Genomic DNA, 16,832 nt, shown 5'->3' on the forward strand with positions numbered 1-16,832 from the left:
GTTCTAGCTGGAAAACCCTGCTGGTGTGGTGCCACCAGACAGCAACGCGTCGGGGTAGCCCAAAGATGCTTTCAAATGCTGCTGTTACAGGGCAAAACCCAGTGAAAGCGTTGATTGCCATCCACGCGTTGATGCCCTTATGTCCAACCAAGGCATTCACCGCCCTGATCAAGCAACGAGAGTCAAAAGGGATTCACTTCAGCGGACGTTGCACTGGCCGGGCCTTGTTCTGGAATCGTTCTCGACGTCTGCCCGCACATGACTCAAGGCAATTGATGCGTTCCCGTGGCATGGTGAAACAATCAACCCGATCTCATGGGCGCGTCAGCTCAGGCTCCCACTCGTGAAGCGACGCTCACTTTGCTCCTGCGGCAAGGTGAAATCAGTGCTGGCGACTTGGCCAGGGAACTGGGAATCTCGGTGCAGGCGATGCGCCGTCATCTGCGCACCCTGGAAGAAGAAGGTCTGGTAGAGGCGAGTCCGATCACCGCTGGGCCGGGCCGGCCCTCTAACCAGTGGAGGCTCACCCAACAAGGGCATCAACATTTCCCCGATGGCAGTGACACCTTTGCGCTGAATCTGCTCGAGTCGATGGCGACAAGCCTGCCGCCCGAAACTCTGGCAACGCTGCTGGAGCGACAGGCCCATGAGAAAGCACATCAATACAGGCACCAACTCGGCGATGGGCCGCTCGAACAGCGCATCAGCGGGTTGGTGAGTCTGCGCAGCAAAGAGGGATACGTGAGCGAAATGGTTCCAGCTGAGAACGGGCGCGGATGGTGCATCAATGAATTTCATTGCTCCGTGCAGAGAATCGCTGAAGAATTCCCAGCCGTCTGCGACCAGGAACTTCAACTGATCCGGATGACTTTCCCTGACTGTCATGTGGAAAGAGTGCACTGGCGGCTGGAATCGGGACACTCCTGCGGTTTTCAGATCAGCCCGTCCAACACACCATCCAACGAATCCAAACCAGGCTTCAGCTCGTGAGCGTTGATCCAGTGCCGGTTTCAGGCCCGTTGGACCGGCAGCAGATCGAACGCATCGACGCCACGCTTCTGCCCGCCGTCGACCGCCACCTTCTGCGGCTCCAGGCCCATTGCCTGGCAACGTTTAAGCAGATCGCCATGCCGGTGCAAGAGGGGCCTCTGCCAACACGTGATCACTGGCAGGACTGGTGTGATCGCCAGCCTCAACTGGCCAATGATGCGGACTTTCGGGAACAGCTGATGATGCAGTTCACGGTGATCGCAAGCCAGCTTGAGGAGCTCGCCAGGCAGCTCAAGCTGACTCCCCTCGAGCTCAAGCTCAACGATTTGATCCGAAACGCCGAAGCAAACAGCCGTCAACGCTTGTCGAACTTGGAGTGAACTGATCGCAGCACGCCCCCAGAAAATCGCGAACCGATCGCTGTCCTGCGATCATCCAAAGGAGACCGTCCGCAGCCGATGACCCTGGACATCCCCGACGCTCCAACATTCTTCCGACTGAGCTGCGGAAGCTGGCGTTCACAACGAAGTGTGCATCACCTTCTACACCGTCGCAGCGAAGCAGGCGGCTCACTGATCGTGGTCGAAGACCTCGAACTGAATGACGAACGCTTGCTGGCGATGGCACGCCAGCACGACCAAGATCCTGGCCTGATCATCGGCGGCAGCTACGTGCGCTGGAGCGCCTCGATGGCCTGGGACCGCGATGGCGATGCCCATGACGGTGAAACCTGCTTCGCTTTGGTTGGAGAGAGTGAGACCGCTCGCTCCGGCACCATGCTCCGCGATCAGGGCTACGCAGAAAAGTCGCCTGCAACGTCGACTTTCGATATGGACGACCGGGATGGACTGATTCTTTGCACGAGCTACGGAATGATGACCGTGTGGGAACGCTTCAGTTTCTCCGGCCCCGATGCGCGCATTCGTTCCAGCACCGTTGAGGGACTGTCTAACAACGCGTCCTTCTGCGTGGAGACCAGGCTTAAAAACGACAGCACATCCACCGGCCCAGAAGGGATAACAGCGCTCGCATCACCCTTCGGCTGGTGAGTGTCCTCTGTTACGGACTGTGAGTAGGCCGGAGGCAGCTTGGGAGAGTGATGACTCCCACTAATACGATCCAGCCAGTGTGTTCCGACTCGAGTGGCCATTCCTCTTCTTCAGTACGCACCGACCACGCAGAACAACCGCGTCGCAGCTCTCAGCGTTGCTTCTGAAGAGACCCAGCGTTCCCTTCAGATGGACATCTCGATGGACGCTGACAACTTCGACACGGTGATCGAATCGGCTTACCGCCAGGTTTTCTTTCACGCGTTTAAGAGTGACCGCGAGACCTTCCTGGAATCACAGCTGCGTGATGGGCAGATCACCGTTCGCGACTTCATCCGGGGTTTGTGTCTCTCTGACACCTTCAAGAGAACGTTTTACGGCTTTAACTCGAACTACAAGGTGGTTCGTCACCTCGTCCAGAAAATTCTGGGTCGCAAGACCCACGGACGTTCTGAGGAAATCGCGTGGTCGATCGTGATCGCGACCAAGGGTGTCGAAGGCATCGTTGATGCCCTTCTTGACAGTGAGGAATATCTCGACGCCTTCGGATACGACAACGTCCCCTTCCAACGCAATCGCGTGCTTCCAGGCAGGGAGCTCGGTGAGACCCCCTTTAATATCACCACCCCGCGCTACGACGAGTACTACCGCGGAATTCTCGGTTTCCCCAAGATCATCTACACCGGCAAAGCCAAGAGCCTGCCGACACGAGCCAACCGCTCCCGAGGCGGTTTCAGCGAAGATTATTTGCCGTGGGTCCGAGGCATGGCCGTCGCAGGCTCAGCTTCTCCCGAAGGCAACCTCGAGATGGACTATCTGTCGAAAGTTCCTTACCGCAGCATCAGCCGCTGAATCGCTTTCCAAGTCGAAGATGTTTGCCCGGAGTCCCCTGTGGGGCTCCGCTTTTTTGTGCCCAGCGTCAGGCCTGAAATGGAAGCGGTCCTGGCAGGTCATGCCGTCAGAAGATGCTGACCACGGGCAATCAAGCGCCCTGAAAACCAGGACTTTCCAGCAAACTGATCCCAAAGAAACCCGGTAGCCCGACCGTGACGCAAGCCATCACATCCCTCGCCCGCATGACCCTGCGTCAGCTGCGTCAGATGGCCAGTGATCTCGGCGTGACTCTCTACAGCCGTAAGAGCAAGGAGGACTTAGTTTCCGCGATTGCCAAGAAGCAGGAGCGCCGTAGCGGCGATCTCAAGGCCATCGAAGCGGAACTCAATCCACCCTCTCGTCTTCAGTCTGAAACCCGCGTGGTCTTCCTGCCCAGGGACCCCCAGTGGGCCTATGTGTTTTGGGAGATTTCAGACGACGATCGTCGCCGCGCTCAAAGCGAAGGCGCCGCGCACCTCAATCTTCGTTTGGCTGATGTAACCGGCCTCCAGAACGGTTCGGCCCATCCCCACACCCTCCAAGAAGTCCCCGTTGATAGTCACAGCACCGAGTGGTATCTTCCCGTACCTCTCTGTGATCGGGACTACCGCGTTGAACTCGGTTTCCGCGCGGGCAGCCAATGGATCTCCTTGGCGTTCTCCTCTGTAGCCAGGGTTCCGGCCTTGCACCCCAGCGACCAGATCCTCGATCAGTTCGTACCTTTCAGCCTCGAAAGCGCTGCTCCTTCACCGGCACCGGCACCGGTCAGCACACCCAGCTTCGAGCCCAGTGACAGCGGCTTGCATGAGCGCCTCTATCAAAGTGCTACCACCCACTTCCGCAGCCGCCGAGTCGGTTCAGAGGTGCTGCACGAACAGGACTCTCTTTCGGGCGATCAGCGTGGACTCAGCGATTCCGGGGCTGGACTGTGGGCCAGCGGCCGCAATGAGTCCGGTCTCGGAGGAGTAGCTCCTCGCCAACGCACCTTCTGGTTGGTGGCTGATGCAGAACTGATTGTTTACGGCGCCACCGATCCTTCCGCCCGCCTGACCATTGGCGGAGAGGAAGTGCCCCTCTCCAGCGATGGAACATTCCGCATCCAGGTTCCATTCCGTGATGGCGAGCAGGTGTATGCCGTTGAAGCAACAGCCGCAGATGGTGAGCAGAAGCGCAATATCACGCTCAACTTCGAACGCGTTACCCCCGAAGACAACAGCAACCCAGCTAGCGAAGCCAAAGCCGAGTGGTTCTGATCCTGTGGGAGTGAACCAAAAAGCCCTGCGCTGGATTGTGGCCATGACCCCCGTTGCTGGAGCCGTGGCATTCCCGATTCTTGTCCCTCTCACGATGGCAAAAGTTGGGATTGGAGCCGGTGTTGGCTTGGCACTCGTGCTGAGCAGTCTCTGGTTTGTCGGAATGCTGAAAACCTCTGAAATGCCCCACTGACGGTTTCATCTCCATGTCAGTGGAACACTGCCAGCAACTGAAGCTCAGTGCGTGCTGGACAGGCAGCTGAAACACCTTCCACGACTTGCCCTACTGCCTCTACTGACACCAGTAATGCTGGGCTGCAGCCAGGCAGGTCAAGTTGTAGGAGCAGGGATACCTGATCTGCCCTTGCCGCAGAACTTTCAGCTGCACTTCAATCATCGGGACAGCGGGCGCTACCGAAACCCGCTAAGTGGCCAGTGGCGTAACGGCGACAACCTTGAACAACAGTTGATCCAACAGATCAATGCGGCGAAAGAGGAAGTGCAGATGGCCATTCAGGAACTCACACTTCCCCAAATCTCACACGCCCTGATTCGAGCCAATGAGCGAGGAGTCCGCGTTCAGATCGTGCTGGAAAACAAATACAACCAGCCCTGGTCGAAACAGCATCCCAGCGATTTGTCAGCTCACAGCAAGCGGCGCTACCAGCAATTGCGACTGCTGGCAGACAGCACTCGCGACGGGAGGCTCTCTGCTGAGGAACGGTTAGCTGGCGATGCCATCGCACTCCTGAAGCGGGCTGGAATACCGATGATCGACGACAGCGAAGACGGCAGCCGAGGCAGTGGCCTGATGCATCACAAATTTCTTGTGGTCGATCGATCTCTGGTGATCATCGGCAGTGCCAACTTCACCAGCTCTGGGATCCATGGTGATGCGGGAGCATCGCGCAGTCGCGGCAATGTGAATCACCTGCTGAGCATCCGAAGCTCCGAACTGGCTGAGTTGTTCCAGGAAGAATTTCAGCGGATGTGGGGAGATGGTCCGGGAGGTGATCAGAACAGTCGCTTCGGACGTGACAAAGACAGCCCAGGAGTACAAACCGTTCAAGTCGATGGAATACCAGTGAATGTGCTGTTCGCACCTCATTCCAAGAAAAGCTCAGAACATGGACTGATCTTGATCAGTAAGCAGCTGGCTGCAGCGAAGCGAAGTATCGACATGGCGCTGTTTGTGTTTTCAGACCAAAGCCTGACCAATGTTCTGGCAGATCAAATGGCTGCACGCGTCGAAATTCGACTCTTAGCGGATCCAGGCTTCGCAAGCCGCTCTTTTTCAGAGGTGCTTGATCTGCTTGGCGTGGAACTCCCCGACCGTTTTTGCAAACTTGAGAGAGGCAATCAACCTCTCAAAACACCACTGCGAACCGTGGGAACGCCGAAACTGGCCAGGGGTGACAAGTTGCACCACAAGTTCGCGGTGATCGACAACAAAACAGTGATCACAGGCAGCTTCAACTGGTCACCCGCTGCTGCACACACCAACGATGAAACATTGCTAGTGATTCACTCACCCATGCTTGCTGCTCACTTCACTCGTGAGATGGATCGGATGTGGCGTGGTGCGGAGCTGGGGATTACACCCCACATTCAACGCAAGCTGGAACGGAAGCAAGCAAAGTGCGGGAGCGGAACTGAGAGAAACTAAAGAGCGAAGGACAGTATAAATTTTCTCCAATAAGCGAATTAGAGTCCTATGCTCATTACTTGCATCAACATTAGCCATAAGTCTCTACCTAACCGCGGGGGATAAAAACGAAAAGCAAGCTGGTATCCAAACGCTTGATCAAATCTGGCCGCAATACGAAATCCCTTGCAGTAAATGAGGCCAAAATCATTAACTGCTGCAGAAACCAAACGGACAGCATCCCTTCAATTTGTAGAAGCAACCCATCATCTGGGAGCAGCCATACATCAACCCTAGAAGATTCAACAAATACAGTTATTTTGCAGGCAAATATGGAGATTTGCAAATAGCATCCAGAAAAATACTTACTTTTAATTGCGAGCAGTTCGTCAGCGCACCCGAGGCGAATCAGAAGTGGCGTCGCGGATAACTGAAACTAGGGTTCGTTAATAGCCATCATCACCCCGAGAAAGGCATAAGAAGCGTAAATATCGGAATCGTAATGCAAGCAAAAAATTGATAAGCAGTAAATCAGTGGTTGAAAGGAAAAACCACGAATGGTCACTAAAGCCCTATCAAAAAATGCTGGGAGAAAGTGGACATTTAAAGTAATAAATCAGGCAAAACAAGTTTTATTTAAAATTTATCCAAAAATTTAATACGACACTCCCTTTGCTCTGCCATGAAACTATAAGATATTAAACCTGTTTGGATATTTATTAGCGAAAAAAGCTTTTACCCAATACACCACATAGTCAATATCGCAATCATTCATGCCAGGATGACATGGCAAGCTAATAAGCTTCTTCCATTCAACATCTGCAACAGGGTAATCGCGCTGGTTCATATTTTTTACGATGTCGTAGAGGTGGAGAGGCTTAAAATGAACACTTGTGTGTATATTTTTTTCAGCTAAAAATGAAATAAGATTATCACGATCTTCAGGATCGACCTTGGCACAATAGTACTGCACTGTTTCACTATGTGGGGGCGCTTGAATAAAGCCAGCCAACTCCTCATTATATCGTTTCTGCACACGCCTTCTTATCTGCAAATGCTTTGGCAACTTTTTCATTTGCTCCAAGCAAATTGCCGCCTGTAAATCAATCATATAGCATTTATAACCTAAAATATCAACCTGATAATCCCAGGAATAACCAGGCTTACCCGACAAACAATCGTCTTTTTTTATTCTAGAATACGTGCTACTGATTCCGAGCCAAGTCATTGGCACTAATTTCTCATATAGCTCTTTATCGTCTGTAGTAATCATACCTCCATCGCCACAAGGCATTGTTTTGACAGCTTGAAATGACCATACAGCCGCATCACCCTTAGAGCCTGCGCCAGGGGTATAGCAACTGTGAGCACAATCTTCCAATATAAAACCATCATAAAAGCTTCGAATTTGATCTATAGGAGCAGGAACACCAGCCTGATTAACAGCAATAATTGCATTAGTATTAGATTTCAAGTTTTTTCTTACATCTTCTGGATCAAGACACATTGTAAACGGATCGACGTCTACAATGTTTGAAGTGCAATTGTTCCATAAAGGAATAACCGCTGTAGACATAAAAGATATGGTTGGGTTTATGATGTCACAGTCTTTAATTCCCAACGCTTTTAAAACAAGGTCTTGGCCACTGGTGGCACTATTTATTGCTACCGCATATTTAGCACCTACGAGTTCAGCGAACTCCTTTTCAAACTGAGCCACTTTCGGACCTTTACCCCACCAACCACTTTCTATTACCTCTCGAATTGCGTTAATTTCCTCATCTCCTCCAACAGGTCGGAGTACTGGCAAGATTGTATCTCTGATTTTCACGCGAGCAATCTTTAAAACGTATACTTCTGATTATATAGCTTCTGTTGACAGAATTGAGCGCGGCAGCCTGTCGCTGCAAATTTCTGTATCATCTATAGCACATCAATAATAGTATAAGCTGATGATACAGATATTGAGATCCTGCCTCGAAATCAGAATTAATTTTTACTTTAAAAAAAGGAAGCCCACTAAATTTAGTCTAAAAAGCAAAAATCAAATAGCACGGCAGAATTTCATGAAACACACAAAATCTCATGGCAGACTAAGGAGTCTGCCATGAAAAAGGGTATTCTTTAACCAGATTGCCGAATAGAAGTTGGCGAAAAATTGAGGTTTAATTCTTGAAGAATTTAAAACCACATAAAAACCAACGAATACCAAGGTAAGAAGCTCGAGCCTCCTTATAGGCAAATTCGAAGCAGAGGAACAAGCAGCAATGGTTGCTAAAAATAATCGGGAAGGGCCAACTGCTCAGGAAAGTTACAGAGTTATTGAAACTTGCAGATAATCAAGACCTCGTAAATCTCACTGAGGGAAGCTGCCTTAGACAGTCAACAACCCGCTAGTGAAATTGACATGGCGTCACCCCTTAGGCAATTTGACGACAGGCAATTACAAACAGATACGGGCTCACACGAATTCGATTCGTGTGTGCAGAAGGAAACCGTAGAACGTTACTCACAGCCTTTTCTGACGGTTCTCCTACCTCTAAAAAGCCAGGGTCAAGAGGGCTCTGAAAAGAACTCAAATCATGAGATAGCAGAAAGCTCTTGGTAATGAGAACACCCAAGTCCTTATGTTCCACTCGATGCGCAGAAGGTCAGTCAATATACGAAGAGCCTTGCCTTTAGCTCCATCGCATGCCACAAAATCAATTGACCATGAAACCAAATGGGCAAAAAGTTTCATCAAGTTGGACAGGCATGATTTAGAGGACTTAGATAAAAGATTCTCTTAGAGGTTTTTTGATCAGCTTGCCCCCCATCCATTCCCTGATTTAATTTCTCAGACCAGGGAATGGAATTACAGTCCACGCCAATAAACCTTGGAATATCCCTACAACCATTCAGCTGTAGATGGTTGCAGGGCTGACGCAGACTATCTCGAAGACCTCCCTCATACGAATGATCGAATGGGTAGGGTACTGCGCAGCATCAGTCTTCCTACTGAGGGTAGAATCCAGCATATTTGTCTCTCTTAACCACAGGAAGTCCATGGTCTACTGCCTTAAGAAATTGATCTAAATTCCTGATGACCACCTGGTTCTTAGATATATCTGGTTAAGATGAGTGAAGCAGTTCATTGAAGCTCTTCATCTCACCCATCACCTTCGGCTGTCAAAATTTGCAATTCGTCTTTCAGTAACCTGAGATACCATGACAGCAAAGATGACTATAAAACGAGAATCTCAAAGGAATCACTACAGTCCTAGCTTGGTCGAACTCGGAGACGCCAACGCTTCGGCTACCCCACTCCTAAATGCCCCGTGCATGATCTGAATTCAGGGGGCATCCGCCTAGTCCTCGGAGTCGTTTAGGAGTCCATAGAACTGACCGATAGAGACGAAATGAACGCGTCAAAAGTCTAATTCGGTCATTGAAAGAGGCTGAAAGACAGTTGAGCGCTGGCTTAAGACACGAACCGAAAATTGCTCAAACGACTTAAATTACTCCCCAGGCAAGGCGTAAACACCTCGTGAATCAAAAGACTATTCAGGATCTCTCATCCGCTGGACAACATCAGGAGTGCCTACAGGCTTGTCAAAAACTTCTCCAGAGCGAACCTGAAAACCCCTTCGCCTGGAAATACGCAGGTAAATCACTCATAGCCCTACAGCAATTTGAAAGGGCTCGACAGTTCTTGGCCAAAGCCCACCAAATTGATAAAAACGATCCGGAGACGATGAAAGACATCGGAAATATCTACCTAAACACAAAAAACAAAATTATTGCCATCAAATGGTACAAAAAAGCCCTAGAAGCAAATAATCTATTCGCACCTGCAATTAACAATCTTGCCAACCTTAAGAAGCAGGATGGCAATCACAAAGCTGCCATTGATCTATTCAAACAATCTATAGAGGCAGACCCAAAACTGATCCAATCATACATTGGTGCAGCAGCAAGCTTTCTGGAATTAGGAGAACTCGATCAAGCAACATCATTGGCAAAAAAAGCTCTAAAAATGAACAAAGACGTCCAGACTATAAATGAAATCCTCGGAGTCATCTTCCAGAAAAAAAACAATATTCAACAAGCAATAAAATATTACCAGAAGGAACTAGCGATAAATCCGCGATCGAGCACCTCACTTCTAAACATAGGCCTACTGCACTTACAGCAAGGGAAGGCAGCAGAGGCTATCGAGCCGCTTTCAATCGCATCCGCCCTTGTCCAAACCGAACAGTGCTCACTTCTCTTGGCGCAGGCATATCAAAGTCTTGGAGATTTTAACAATGCAATAATTGAATACAAGAAAATGAATATCAACAAAACAAGAAATAAGCTGATTCCATTCAACCTTGGACTCTGCCTACTTGAGACTGGGCGCAATAGTTCTGCCATAGAAGCATTCAAAGTCGCCGTTCAGCTAGACGAGTCTTTTATCCCCGCATGGGGAAACATTGGGACTGCTCTCATGAACGAGGGGAGGCATCAAGAAGCACGCCTCGTAACACAAAAAGTTCTTGAAAAAGATCCAGACAATCCCACTGCCCACATGAACTTGGGCAGCATTTACAAAGCCTTCGGCAACCTTGATCAAGCTCTTGCTTCAACTTTGAGATCCCTAGAGCTTAAGCCTGATAACCCCACTGCCCACATGAACTTGGGCAGCATTTACAAAAATCTTGGCAAACTTGAGCCAGCTCTTGCTTCGACATTGAAATCGCTAGAGATCAAACCTGATAACCCCGATGCTCACATGAACCTGGGCAGCATATACAAAGATCTTGGCAAACTTGAGCCAGCTCTTGCTTCGACATTGAAATCGCTAGAGATCAAACCTGATAACGCCGATGCTCACATGAACCTGGGCAGCATCCAGAAAGATCTTGGCAATCTTGATCTAGCTCTTGCCTCCACTCTCAAATCTCTAGAACTCAAACCTGATAACCCTGACGCCCACATTAACTTAGGCGGCATCTACAAAAAGCTCGGGAAACTTAATCAGGCCGTCGCCTCAACACTCAAGTCCCTAGAGATCAAACCTAATAACCCAGTAGCACACTCGAATTTGGGCAGCATCTATCAAAAACTCGGCGAACTCAATCTAGCTCTTGCCTCAACACGCAAATCCCTAGAACTCCAGCCTGACAACCCTGATATCCACTTAAACCTAGGTAGTATCCATAAAGACTTAGGCAATCTTGATCAAGCTCTTGCCTCAATAGATAAATGCTTAGAGCTTAAACCTAATACCCCCGTTGCGCATTTGAACCTAGGCAGCATCTACAAAGATATGGGCAAGGCTGATCTTGCAATTGCATGTTTTGAACGCTGCTGCCAAACCCCGGATATCTCACCCTCGGAAACAGTGGCGGCGATTACAGGGCGCATTGCCTGCCTAATGGCACTGGATTGCTACGACGAAAGCCTCTTGGTGGCAGACAGTTGCAGTGACGACCGGCGCTTGCAGCTGATGACACGACTACATGTCCTACCGGTTCTATATGCAACGGATCATGAGGTCGCTGCAGTTCGCAAACGCTGGGAAAAAGATGCCGTAGATCTCTACAAGCTGTTGAAAGGCATCACTCAAGAGGACCCAGCCTGGGAACAACTTTATGTCCACGCCTGGACACTAACGAACTTCCATCTCGCCTATCAGATGGAAGACGATCGCCCTTTGCAGGAACTTTATTCAGGCATTATTGATCGAATCCTACGCCCCAGGCTTGGGGCGTTCATGCAACCTTTACCCCAACGCAATCCTTCAAACATCTCTCCGCTGCGGGTGGGAGTTATCTCCCCCAATTTGATGAACCACAACGGATCAATCTGGGCACTGGGATGGTTGGAAGGCATGGCCAACCATCCCGGTTACGAGATCTTCAGCTACAATCTCGGAACAAAAGAAGACTCAGGCAGTCAGAGATTCGCGGCTCTAGGAAGCTACCGCCATCTGCCTCTACGCGGAGAAAACCCTGAGGTCATGTTGCAGCAAATCCTCAAGGATCAGCTAGATCTCCTGATCTACACCGATATTGGAATGCATCCGGCCAGCAATGTCACATCCGTGCTGCAGCTGGCTTCTATTCAGGCTCAGGGCTGGGGGCACCCGATCAGTAGTGGTTCCAAAACCATCCACTACTACTTCTCAGGCGAAGGGATGGAACCAGAAGGCAATGAAGATCATTACAGCGAAACGCTGTATCGCTTGCCCAAAACAGGGCTAAATTACAATAAACCTGCCACAATCCACGACGGTCAACTGCTATTCGACAAATTTAATCTTCCCCGCAATAGACCGATCCTCAATTCATTGCAGAGTACCTTCAAGTATCTGCCACGCAACGACTGGACATTCGCTGAGATTGCCCAGCGGCATCCCGAAGCCTTAATCGTTTTAGTTAGTGATAAAGGCAACGGAAGCATTGCCAAACGCCTATACGAGCGTTTAAAACCCCATTTTGAACACCGTGACCTCAATATCGAGAACCATCTGCGCATCTTGCCGAGACTGGATTACGGGGACTACATGGGGCTATTCGCGATCAGTCATCACACCATCGACACGATTGATTGGAATGGGGGCAACAGTTCAATGCAATCATTATCACTCGACTGCCCCGTCGTCACTCTGCCCGCTAGTTTCATGCGCGGGCGTCACACAGTGTCGATGCTTGAAGTCCTAGAGTTACCCGAATTGATTGCCAAAAATGTCGATGATTACATCGCGATCTCATGCCGGCTATTGAAAGAACAAAGTTTTTATCAAGACATGCGCGCTGCCATTAAAGCGCGAAAGGCCTGGTTGTTCCATGACAAAAGTGTGGCCAAAGCCTTTCAGGTTGCAGTAGATACAATTTGCCGCAAGCCACTTAAGCGAAATTAATTACAACTTCATTCACAAATATAGAATATTTCCACAAAGAATAGGCAGGAACGTCGCTATACATAATTTCACGGGTATGGATGCTGAGTGAGGTCAGCCTTGGCGCTTCAACCAATCACACTGTCAACGCTCATTACTTACAGCGTCACTGATCCTTAAACCCGCCTCACCATAGGAAAGTAGATCAGGCTCTAGTGATCACAGTCAGTGCCAAAATCAACAGCTCAGAAATCATTGGTGATGCAAAACTATTCGCAATCACGACAATAAGATTCACACATTGAATACCCAAAGCTTCGAACTGACTGGAGTATTCCGTGAAGAATTGAAGCGGTGTGAGACGATGATTCGGAAGGAAATCAGGACAGTGCATTCGGACGTGGCAAAGTAAACCCAGATGTTCAAGCTATCCATGTCCCATGGTGCTTTTTACTAGGCGTGGAGCTACCCGAGCGCTTTTGCAAGCTTGAATCAGAAAATCAAACTCTCAAAACCGGATACATACCACCGGCTTTCCGTAACTGACCGGCAGCGACAAACACCATGACAAGTTCGCCACACTCGTGAACGAATCCTGATCACGAGATCCTTCAAATGATCGCCCTCTGGTTCTCACGCCAACGATGTGAGCTTTCTTGTGATTCACTCCACAAAACTTGCTACTCACTTCACCCCGGAGATAAACCGACTCTATGAAGCCGCTGTGCTGGGGAACACAGCACACATCCAATTCAAACTCGACCATCAGCGAATCAAGTGCGAAGATGGGATATAGAGACATTGCTAGTAGCAGAAATGATAGATTAAGCTGTAGGCAACGCTTAGGGAATATCCCACAAAAAAAATGTCAGGATTTGGAGAGGAAAAAAGCAAGAAGAAGAAAAACCAGCGTGGGCGAATTAGCCAACCGGATGGAAAGTCTCTTTATAGGAGCGCAATCAACCACCACGCAAAAGGAGACCTAGCCAATGCCGAAAAGGATTATAGGGAAGCAATAAAGACTGGCTTTTTTCATCATTCCTTGTTCTCAAACCTCGGGGTTATTTGTAAAGACAGTGGAAGGCCAGAAGAAGCAACCAACCTATACAAAAAAGCAATTGAAATAAACCCTAACCATCCTGACGCTTACTCTAATCTCGGCAGTTTATACAAAGATCTCGGCAACCTTGATCAAGCTCTTGCCTGCACACTGAAATCACTAGAGCTCTATCCCAACAACCCCACTGCCCACATGAACTTGGGCGGCATCTACAAAGAACTCGGCAACCTTGATCAAGCTCTTGCCTACACACTAAAATCACTAGAGCTCTATCCCGATAACCCTACTGCCCACATGAACTTGGGCGGCATCTACAAAGGCCTCGGCAACCTTGATCAAGCTCTTGCCTACACACTGAAATCATTAGAGCTAGAGGCCGATAATCACGATTCATACCTGAACCTAGGAGTCATCTATAAAGATCTCGGCAACCTTGATCAAGCTCTTGCTTCCACACTGAAATCACTAGAGCTCTATCCCAATAACCCCACTGCCCAAATGAACTTGGGCGGCATCTACAAAGACCTCGGCAACCTTGATCAAGCTCTTACTTCCACACTGAAATCACTAGAGCTAAAGGACAATAATCACGATGCGTACCTGAACCTGGGCGGCATCTACAAAGACCTCGGCAACCTTGATCAAGCTCTTGCCTACACACTGAAATCACTAGAGCTCTATCCCAATAACCCCACTGCCCACATGAACTTGGGCGGCATCTACAAAGACCTCGGCAAACTTGATCAAGCTCTTGCTTCCACACTGAAATCACTAGATCTAAAGGCCAATAATCACGATGCGTACCTGAACCTAGGAGTCATCTATAAAGATTTCGGCAACCTTGATCAAGCACTTACTTCCACGCTGAAGTCTCTAGAGCTCAAGCCAAATAATGCCGAGTGTCAAATGAACCTAGGTGCCATTTACAAAGATCTGGGGCACCTTGATCAAGCTCTTGCCTCAACACTGAAATCCATCGAGCTAAAGGGCGATAATCACGATGCATACCTGAACCTAGGAGTCATCTATAAAGATCTCGGCAACTTTGATCAAGCACTTACCTCCACGCTGAAGTCTCTAGAGCTCAAGCCTAATAATGCCGAGTGTCAAATGAACCTAGGCGCCATCTACAAAGATCTCAGCAAACTTGATCAAGCACTTACGTACACACTTCAAGCTCTAGAGATCAGGCCCGATAACCACATTGCACATATGAACCTGGGGAGCATCCACAAAGATCTTGGGAACATTGATCAAGCTCTTGCTTGCACTCATACATCTCTAGAACTCAAACCTGACAACCCTGAGGCCCTGCTTAATCTGGGGGGAATTCACAAAGACCTCGGCCAGCTTAATCAAGCTCTTTCATTAACACTAAAATCCCTAGAAATTAAGCCTGATAACCCGACAGCACTCCTGAAACTCGGAAGCATCTATAAAACACAAAAAGATTATGATAAAACCAAGGAATCATATAGAAAAGCCTTTGAGCATGAACCAACTATTGAAAATGCATGCCTATCAAGATTAAATTTTCCATGGAACACAGCTTGCCAAGGAGACACTGAAAGGCTTAGATCTGAATATATCAAAAATGCAAGAGAAATATTTGCGAGCAGTCGCCCAAAAACTACAAAAAGCTTCTTAGACCTGTCTTTATTCATGCTATCCTATCAAAATGGCAGCGATGACAAAGATTTCCTAGAAACAATAGGCAAACTAGTAAACCCGTGGCTTGCCATAAAATCAATGGACGAAGAAATAGCAATAGAAAGACTACAATGTCTCAAAAGTGACTCTGGAGAGAAACTCTCGCCTAAAGTTGGATTTTATTTCGACAATACCGAAAAAGATCATGTAGTATTTAGACATTATTTTAATATGGTAAAAAATTGCCATGAAAACGGAATTGAAGTCATCATAATTAAAGGACCCATGGCTGCAAAGCAGAACAGCAATGAATTAGAAAATCAATCATCATGCGTCATACAGCTTTATCCGAACTTTGAGCAATCAGTCAAAACCTTAAAAAGGCTGAATTTGCAGATGCTCATATATACAGAGATTCACTCGTCTCCTGCGCCTTACTGCTTAGCTCACAACAGAATCGCACCAATTCAAGCAGTATTTCCAGGCAATTTAATAACAACAGGCATTCCCACCATGGACTACTTTATTTCGAGCGAGTGCATGGAAACAAGCAACTCAAAAGATCAATACACCGAAAAATTAATCAAGCTCAAAGGGATGCCTCATGGAATCACAGACATCCCTAAACTTAGCCACAAAAAGGATCGCAAATATTTCAATCTTCCTCAAAAGTGTAGAATATTTGGATTATTGCATAATTTGATAAAGTTTCACCCAGACTGGGACAATTTACTAGAACGAATAGCCAAAGATAGCGAAAAAACTATTTTCATAGTTGCAGGAGAAGGCAGTTGTTCCAGCCTCTTCCTTAAGAACAGGTGGAAAGAGAAGGCGCCGACCTTTTTATCCAAATGCAGATTTTTCAATCAAATGTCACAGGACGAATACTTTAATTTACTGGCATGTGCAGATGCAGTTCTTGATCCAATTCACATAGGCTGCGGAACAACTTCGATTGATGCCCTAAGTCTAGGAATCCCAATTGTCACAAAACCAGAAGTCCATCCTCGAACCAGAATTGTGCATGGACTTTATGAAATCATGGGCATAAAAAATGCCCCAATTGCACATACGGACTCAGATTATGTCAATTGCTGCACTGAAATACTTAGCACTAAAGAAGGATACATTAGACTCAAAGAGTCAATCAGAATGAACTACCATAAGGTTGTAACCGCGAACCAGCAATCGATAAATCAAATCACAGAAGAAATCAAAAAAATGGTAACTACTTCCCCTTAAAACAACAATCTCTAATTCTTAGACATTTCCCGCCAAAGCAATCTACTCTGAGCAAAAAGTTGAGGAATTTAATGCGCTATTGTCAAGAGGGAAGTGGCAGTGGCGATTCGAATTCAATTATTAATCTTTTCTAGCAATTTAAGCTCTTATATACGAAAGAGCCGGAAAGCATTGAAACCCTTAAACGAGTCCATAAAATCATTGT

General features: G+C 48.2%; 10 protein-coding genes. 9 read left to right on the top strand and 1 reads right to left on the bottom strand.

The genetic code is table 11. The annotated features are described in order from the left end of the window. Positions 1-315: 315 nt before the first annotated feature. The 7 genes from sufR (at position 316) to SynBIOSU31_RS12650 (ending at position 5,831) form a co-directional block, all read left to right on the top strand. Positions 316-990, top strand: coding sequence for an iron-sulfur cluster biosynthesis transcriptional regulator SufR (gene sufR / locus SynBIOSU31_RS12620; RefSeq protein WP_186490538.1), 675 nt, complete (start codon positions 316-318; stop codon positions 988-990). After that, on the top strand, positions 987-1,370 hold the full coding sequence (locus SynBIOSU31_RS12625; protein ID WP_255477241.1) for a hypothetical protein: 384 nt from the start codon (positions 987-989) through the stop codon (positions 1,368-1,370). The genes sufR and SynBIOSU31_RS12625 overlap by 4 nt, the downstream gene beginning before the upstream one ends. Positions 1,371-1,448: 78 nt before the next feature. After that, positions 1,449-2,039 carry a phycobiliprotein lyase gene (locus SynBIOSU31_RS12630; RefSeq protein WP_186490540.1) on the top strand — a complete coding sequence of 197 codons (591 nt, stop codon included), beginning with the start codon at positions 1,449-1,451 and terminating at the stop codon, positions 2,037-2,039. 93 nt (positions 2,040-2,132) lie between these two features. Beyond that, positions 2,133-2,891: a phycobilisome rod-core linker polypeptide gene (locus SynBIOSU31_RS12635; protein WP_186490542.1), complete on the top strand. Its 759-nt coding sequence runs from the start codon at positions 2,133-2,135 to the stop codon at positions 2,889-2,891. 194 nt (positions 2,892-3,085) lie between these two features. After that, the gene (locus SynBIOSU31_RS12640) at positions 3,086-4,165 is read left to right on the top strand and encodes a DUF4912 domain-containing protein (protein ID WP_186490544.1); all 1,080 of its coding nucleotides are present in this window, start codon (positions 3,086-3,088) and stop codon (positions 4,163-4,165) included. A gap of 10 nt (positions 4,166-4,175) precedes the next feature. Then, entirely contained in the window at positions 4,176-4,358 is a 183-nt protein-coding gene (locus SynBIOSU31_RS12645) for a hypothetical protein (RefSeq protein ID WP_186493185.1), read from the top strand. A gap of 114 nt (positions 4,359-4,472) precedes the next feature. After that, positions 4,473-5,831, top strand: coding sequence for a phospholipase D-like domain-containing protein (locus SynBIOSU31_RS12650; protein WP_186493060.1), 1,359 nt, complete (start codon positions 4,473-4,475; stop codon positions 5,829-5,831). 667 nt (positions 5,832-6,498) lie between these two features. Here SynBIOSU31_RS12650 and SynBIOSU31_RS12655 read toward each other — a convergent pair. Beyond that, on the bottom strand, positions 6,499-7,641 hold the full coding sequence (locus SynBIOSU31_RS12655; RefSeq protein ID WP_186490546.1) for a DegT/DnrJ/EryC1/StrS family aminotransferase: 1,143 nt from the start codon (positions 7,639-7,641) through the stop codon (positions 6,499-6,501). Between the two features lie 1,695 nt (positions 7,642-9,336). On the opposite strand from SynBIOSU31_RS12655, the gene SynBIOSU31_RS12660 reads away from it, so the two are divergent. Beyond that, positions 9,337-12,696, top strand: coding sequence for a tetratricopeptide repeat protein (locus tag SynBIOSU31_RS12660; protein ID WP_186490548.1), 3,360 nt, complete (start codon positions 9,337-9,339; stop codon positions 12,694-12,696). Between the two features lie 844 nt (positions 12,697-13,540). Beyond that, positions 13,541-16,627: a tetratricopeptide repeat protein gene (locus tag SynBIOSU31_RS12665; RefSeq protein ID WP_186490555.1), complete on the top strand. Its 3,087-nt coding sequence runs from the start codon at positions 13,541-13,543 to the stop codon at positions 16,625-16,627. Positions 16,628-16,832 lie beyond the last annotated feature (205 nt).

It is taken from the genome of Synechococcus sp. BIOS-U3-1, assembly GCF_014279975.1.
Classification (GTDB): Bacteria; Cyanobacteriota; Cyanobacteriia; order PCC-6307; family Cyanobiaceae; genus Synechococcus_C.

Excerpts from the sequence above, each read along its gene's own strand:
- SynBIOSU31_RS12630 (WP_186490540.1), top strand. The coding sequence starts at position 1,449 with ATGACCCTGGACATCCCCGACGCTCCAACATTCTTCCGACTGAGCTGC.
- sufR (WP_186490538.1), top strand. The coding sequence starts at position 316 with ATGGGCGCGTCAGCTCAGGCTCCCACTCGTGAAGCGACGCTCACTTTG.
- SynBIOSU31_RS12650 (WP_186493060.1), top strand. The coding sequence starts at position 4,473 with ATGCTGGGCTGCAGCCAGGCAGGTCAAGTTGTAGGAGCAGGGATACCT.
- SynBIOSU31_RS12665 (WP_186490555.1), top strand. The coding sequence starts at position 13,541 with ATGTCAGGATTTGGAGAGGAAAAAAGCAAGAAGAAGAAAAACCAGCGT.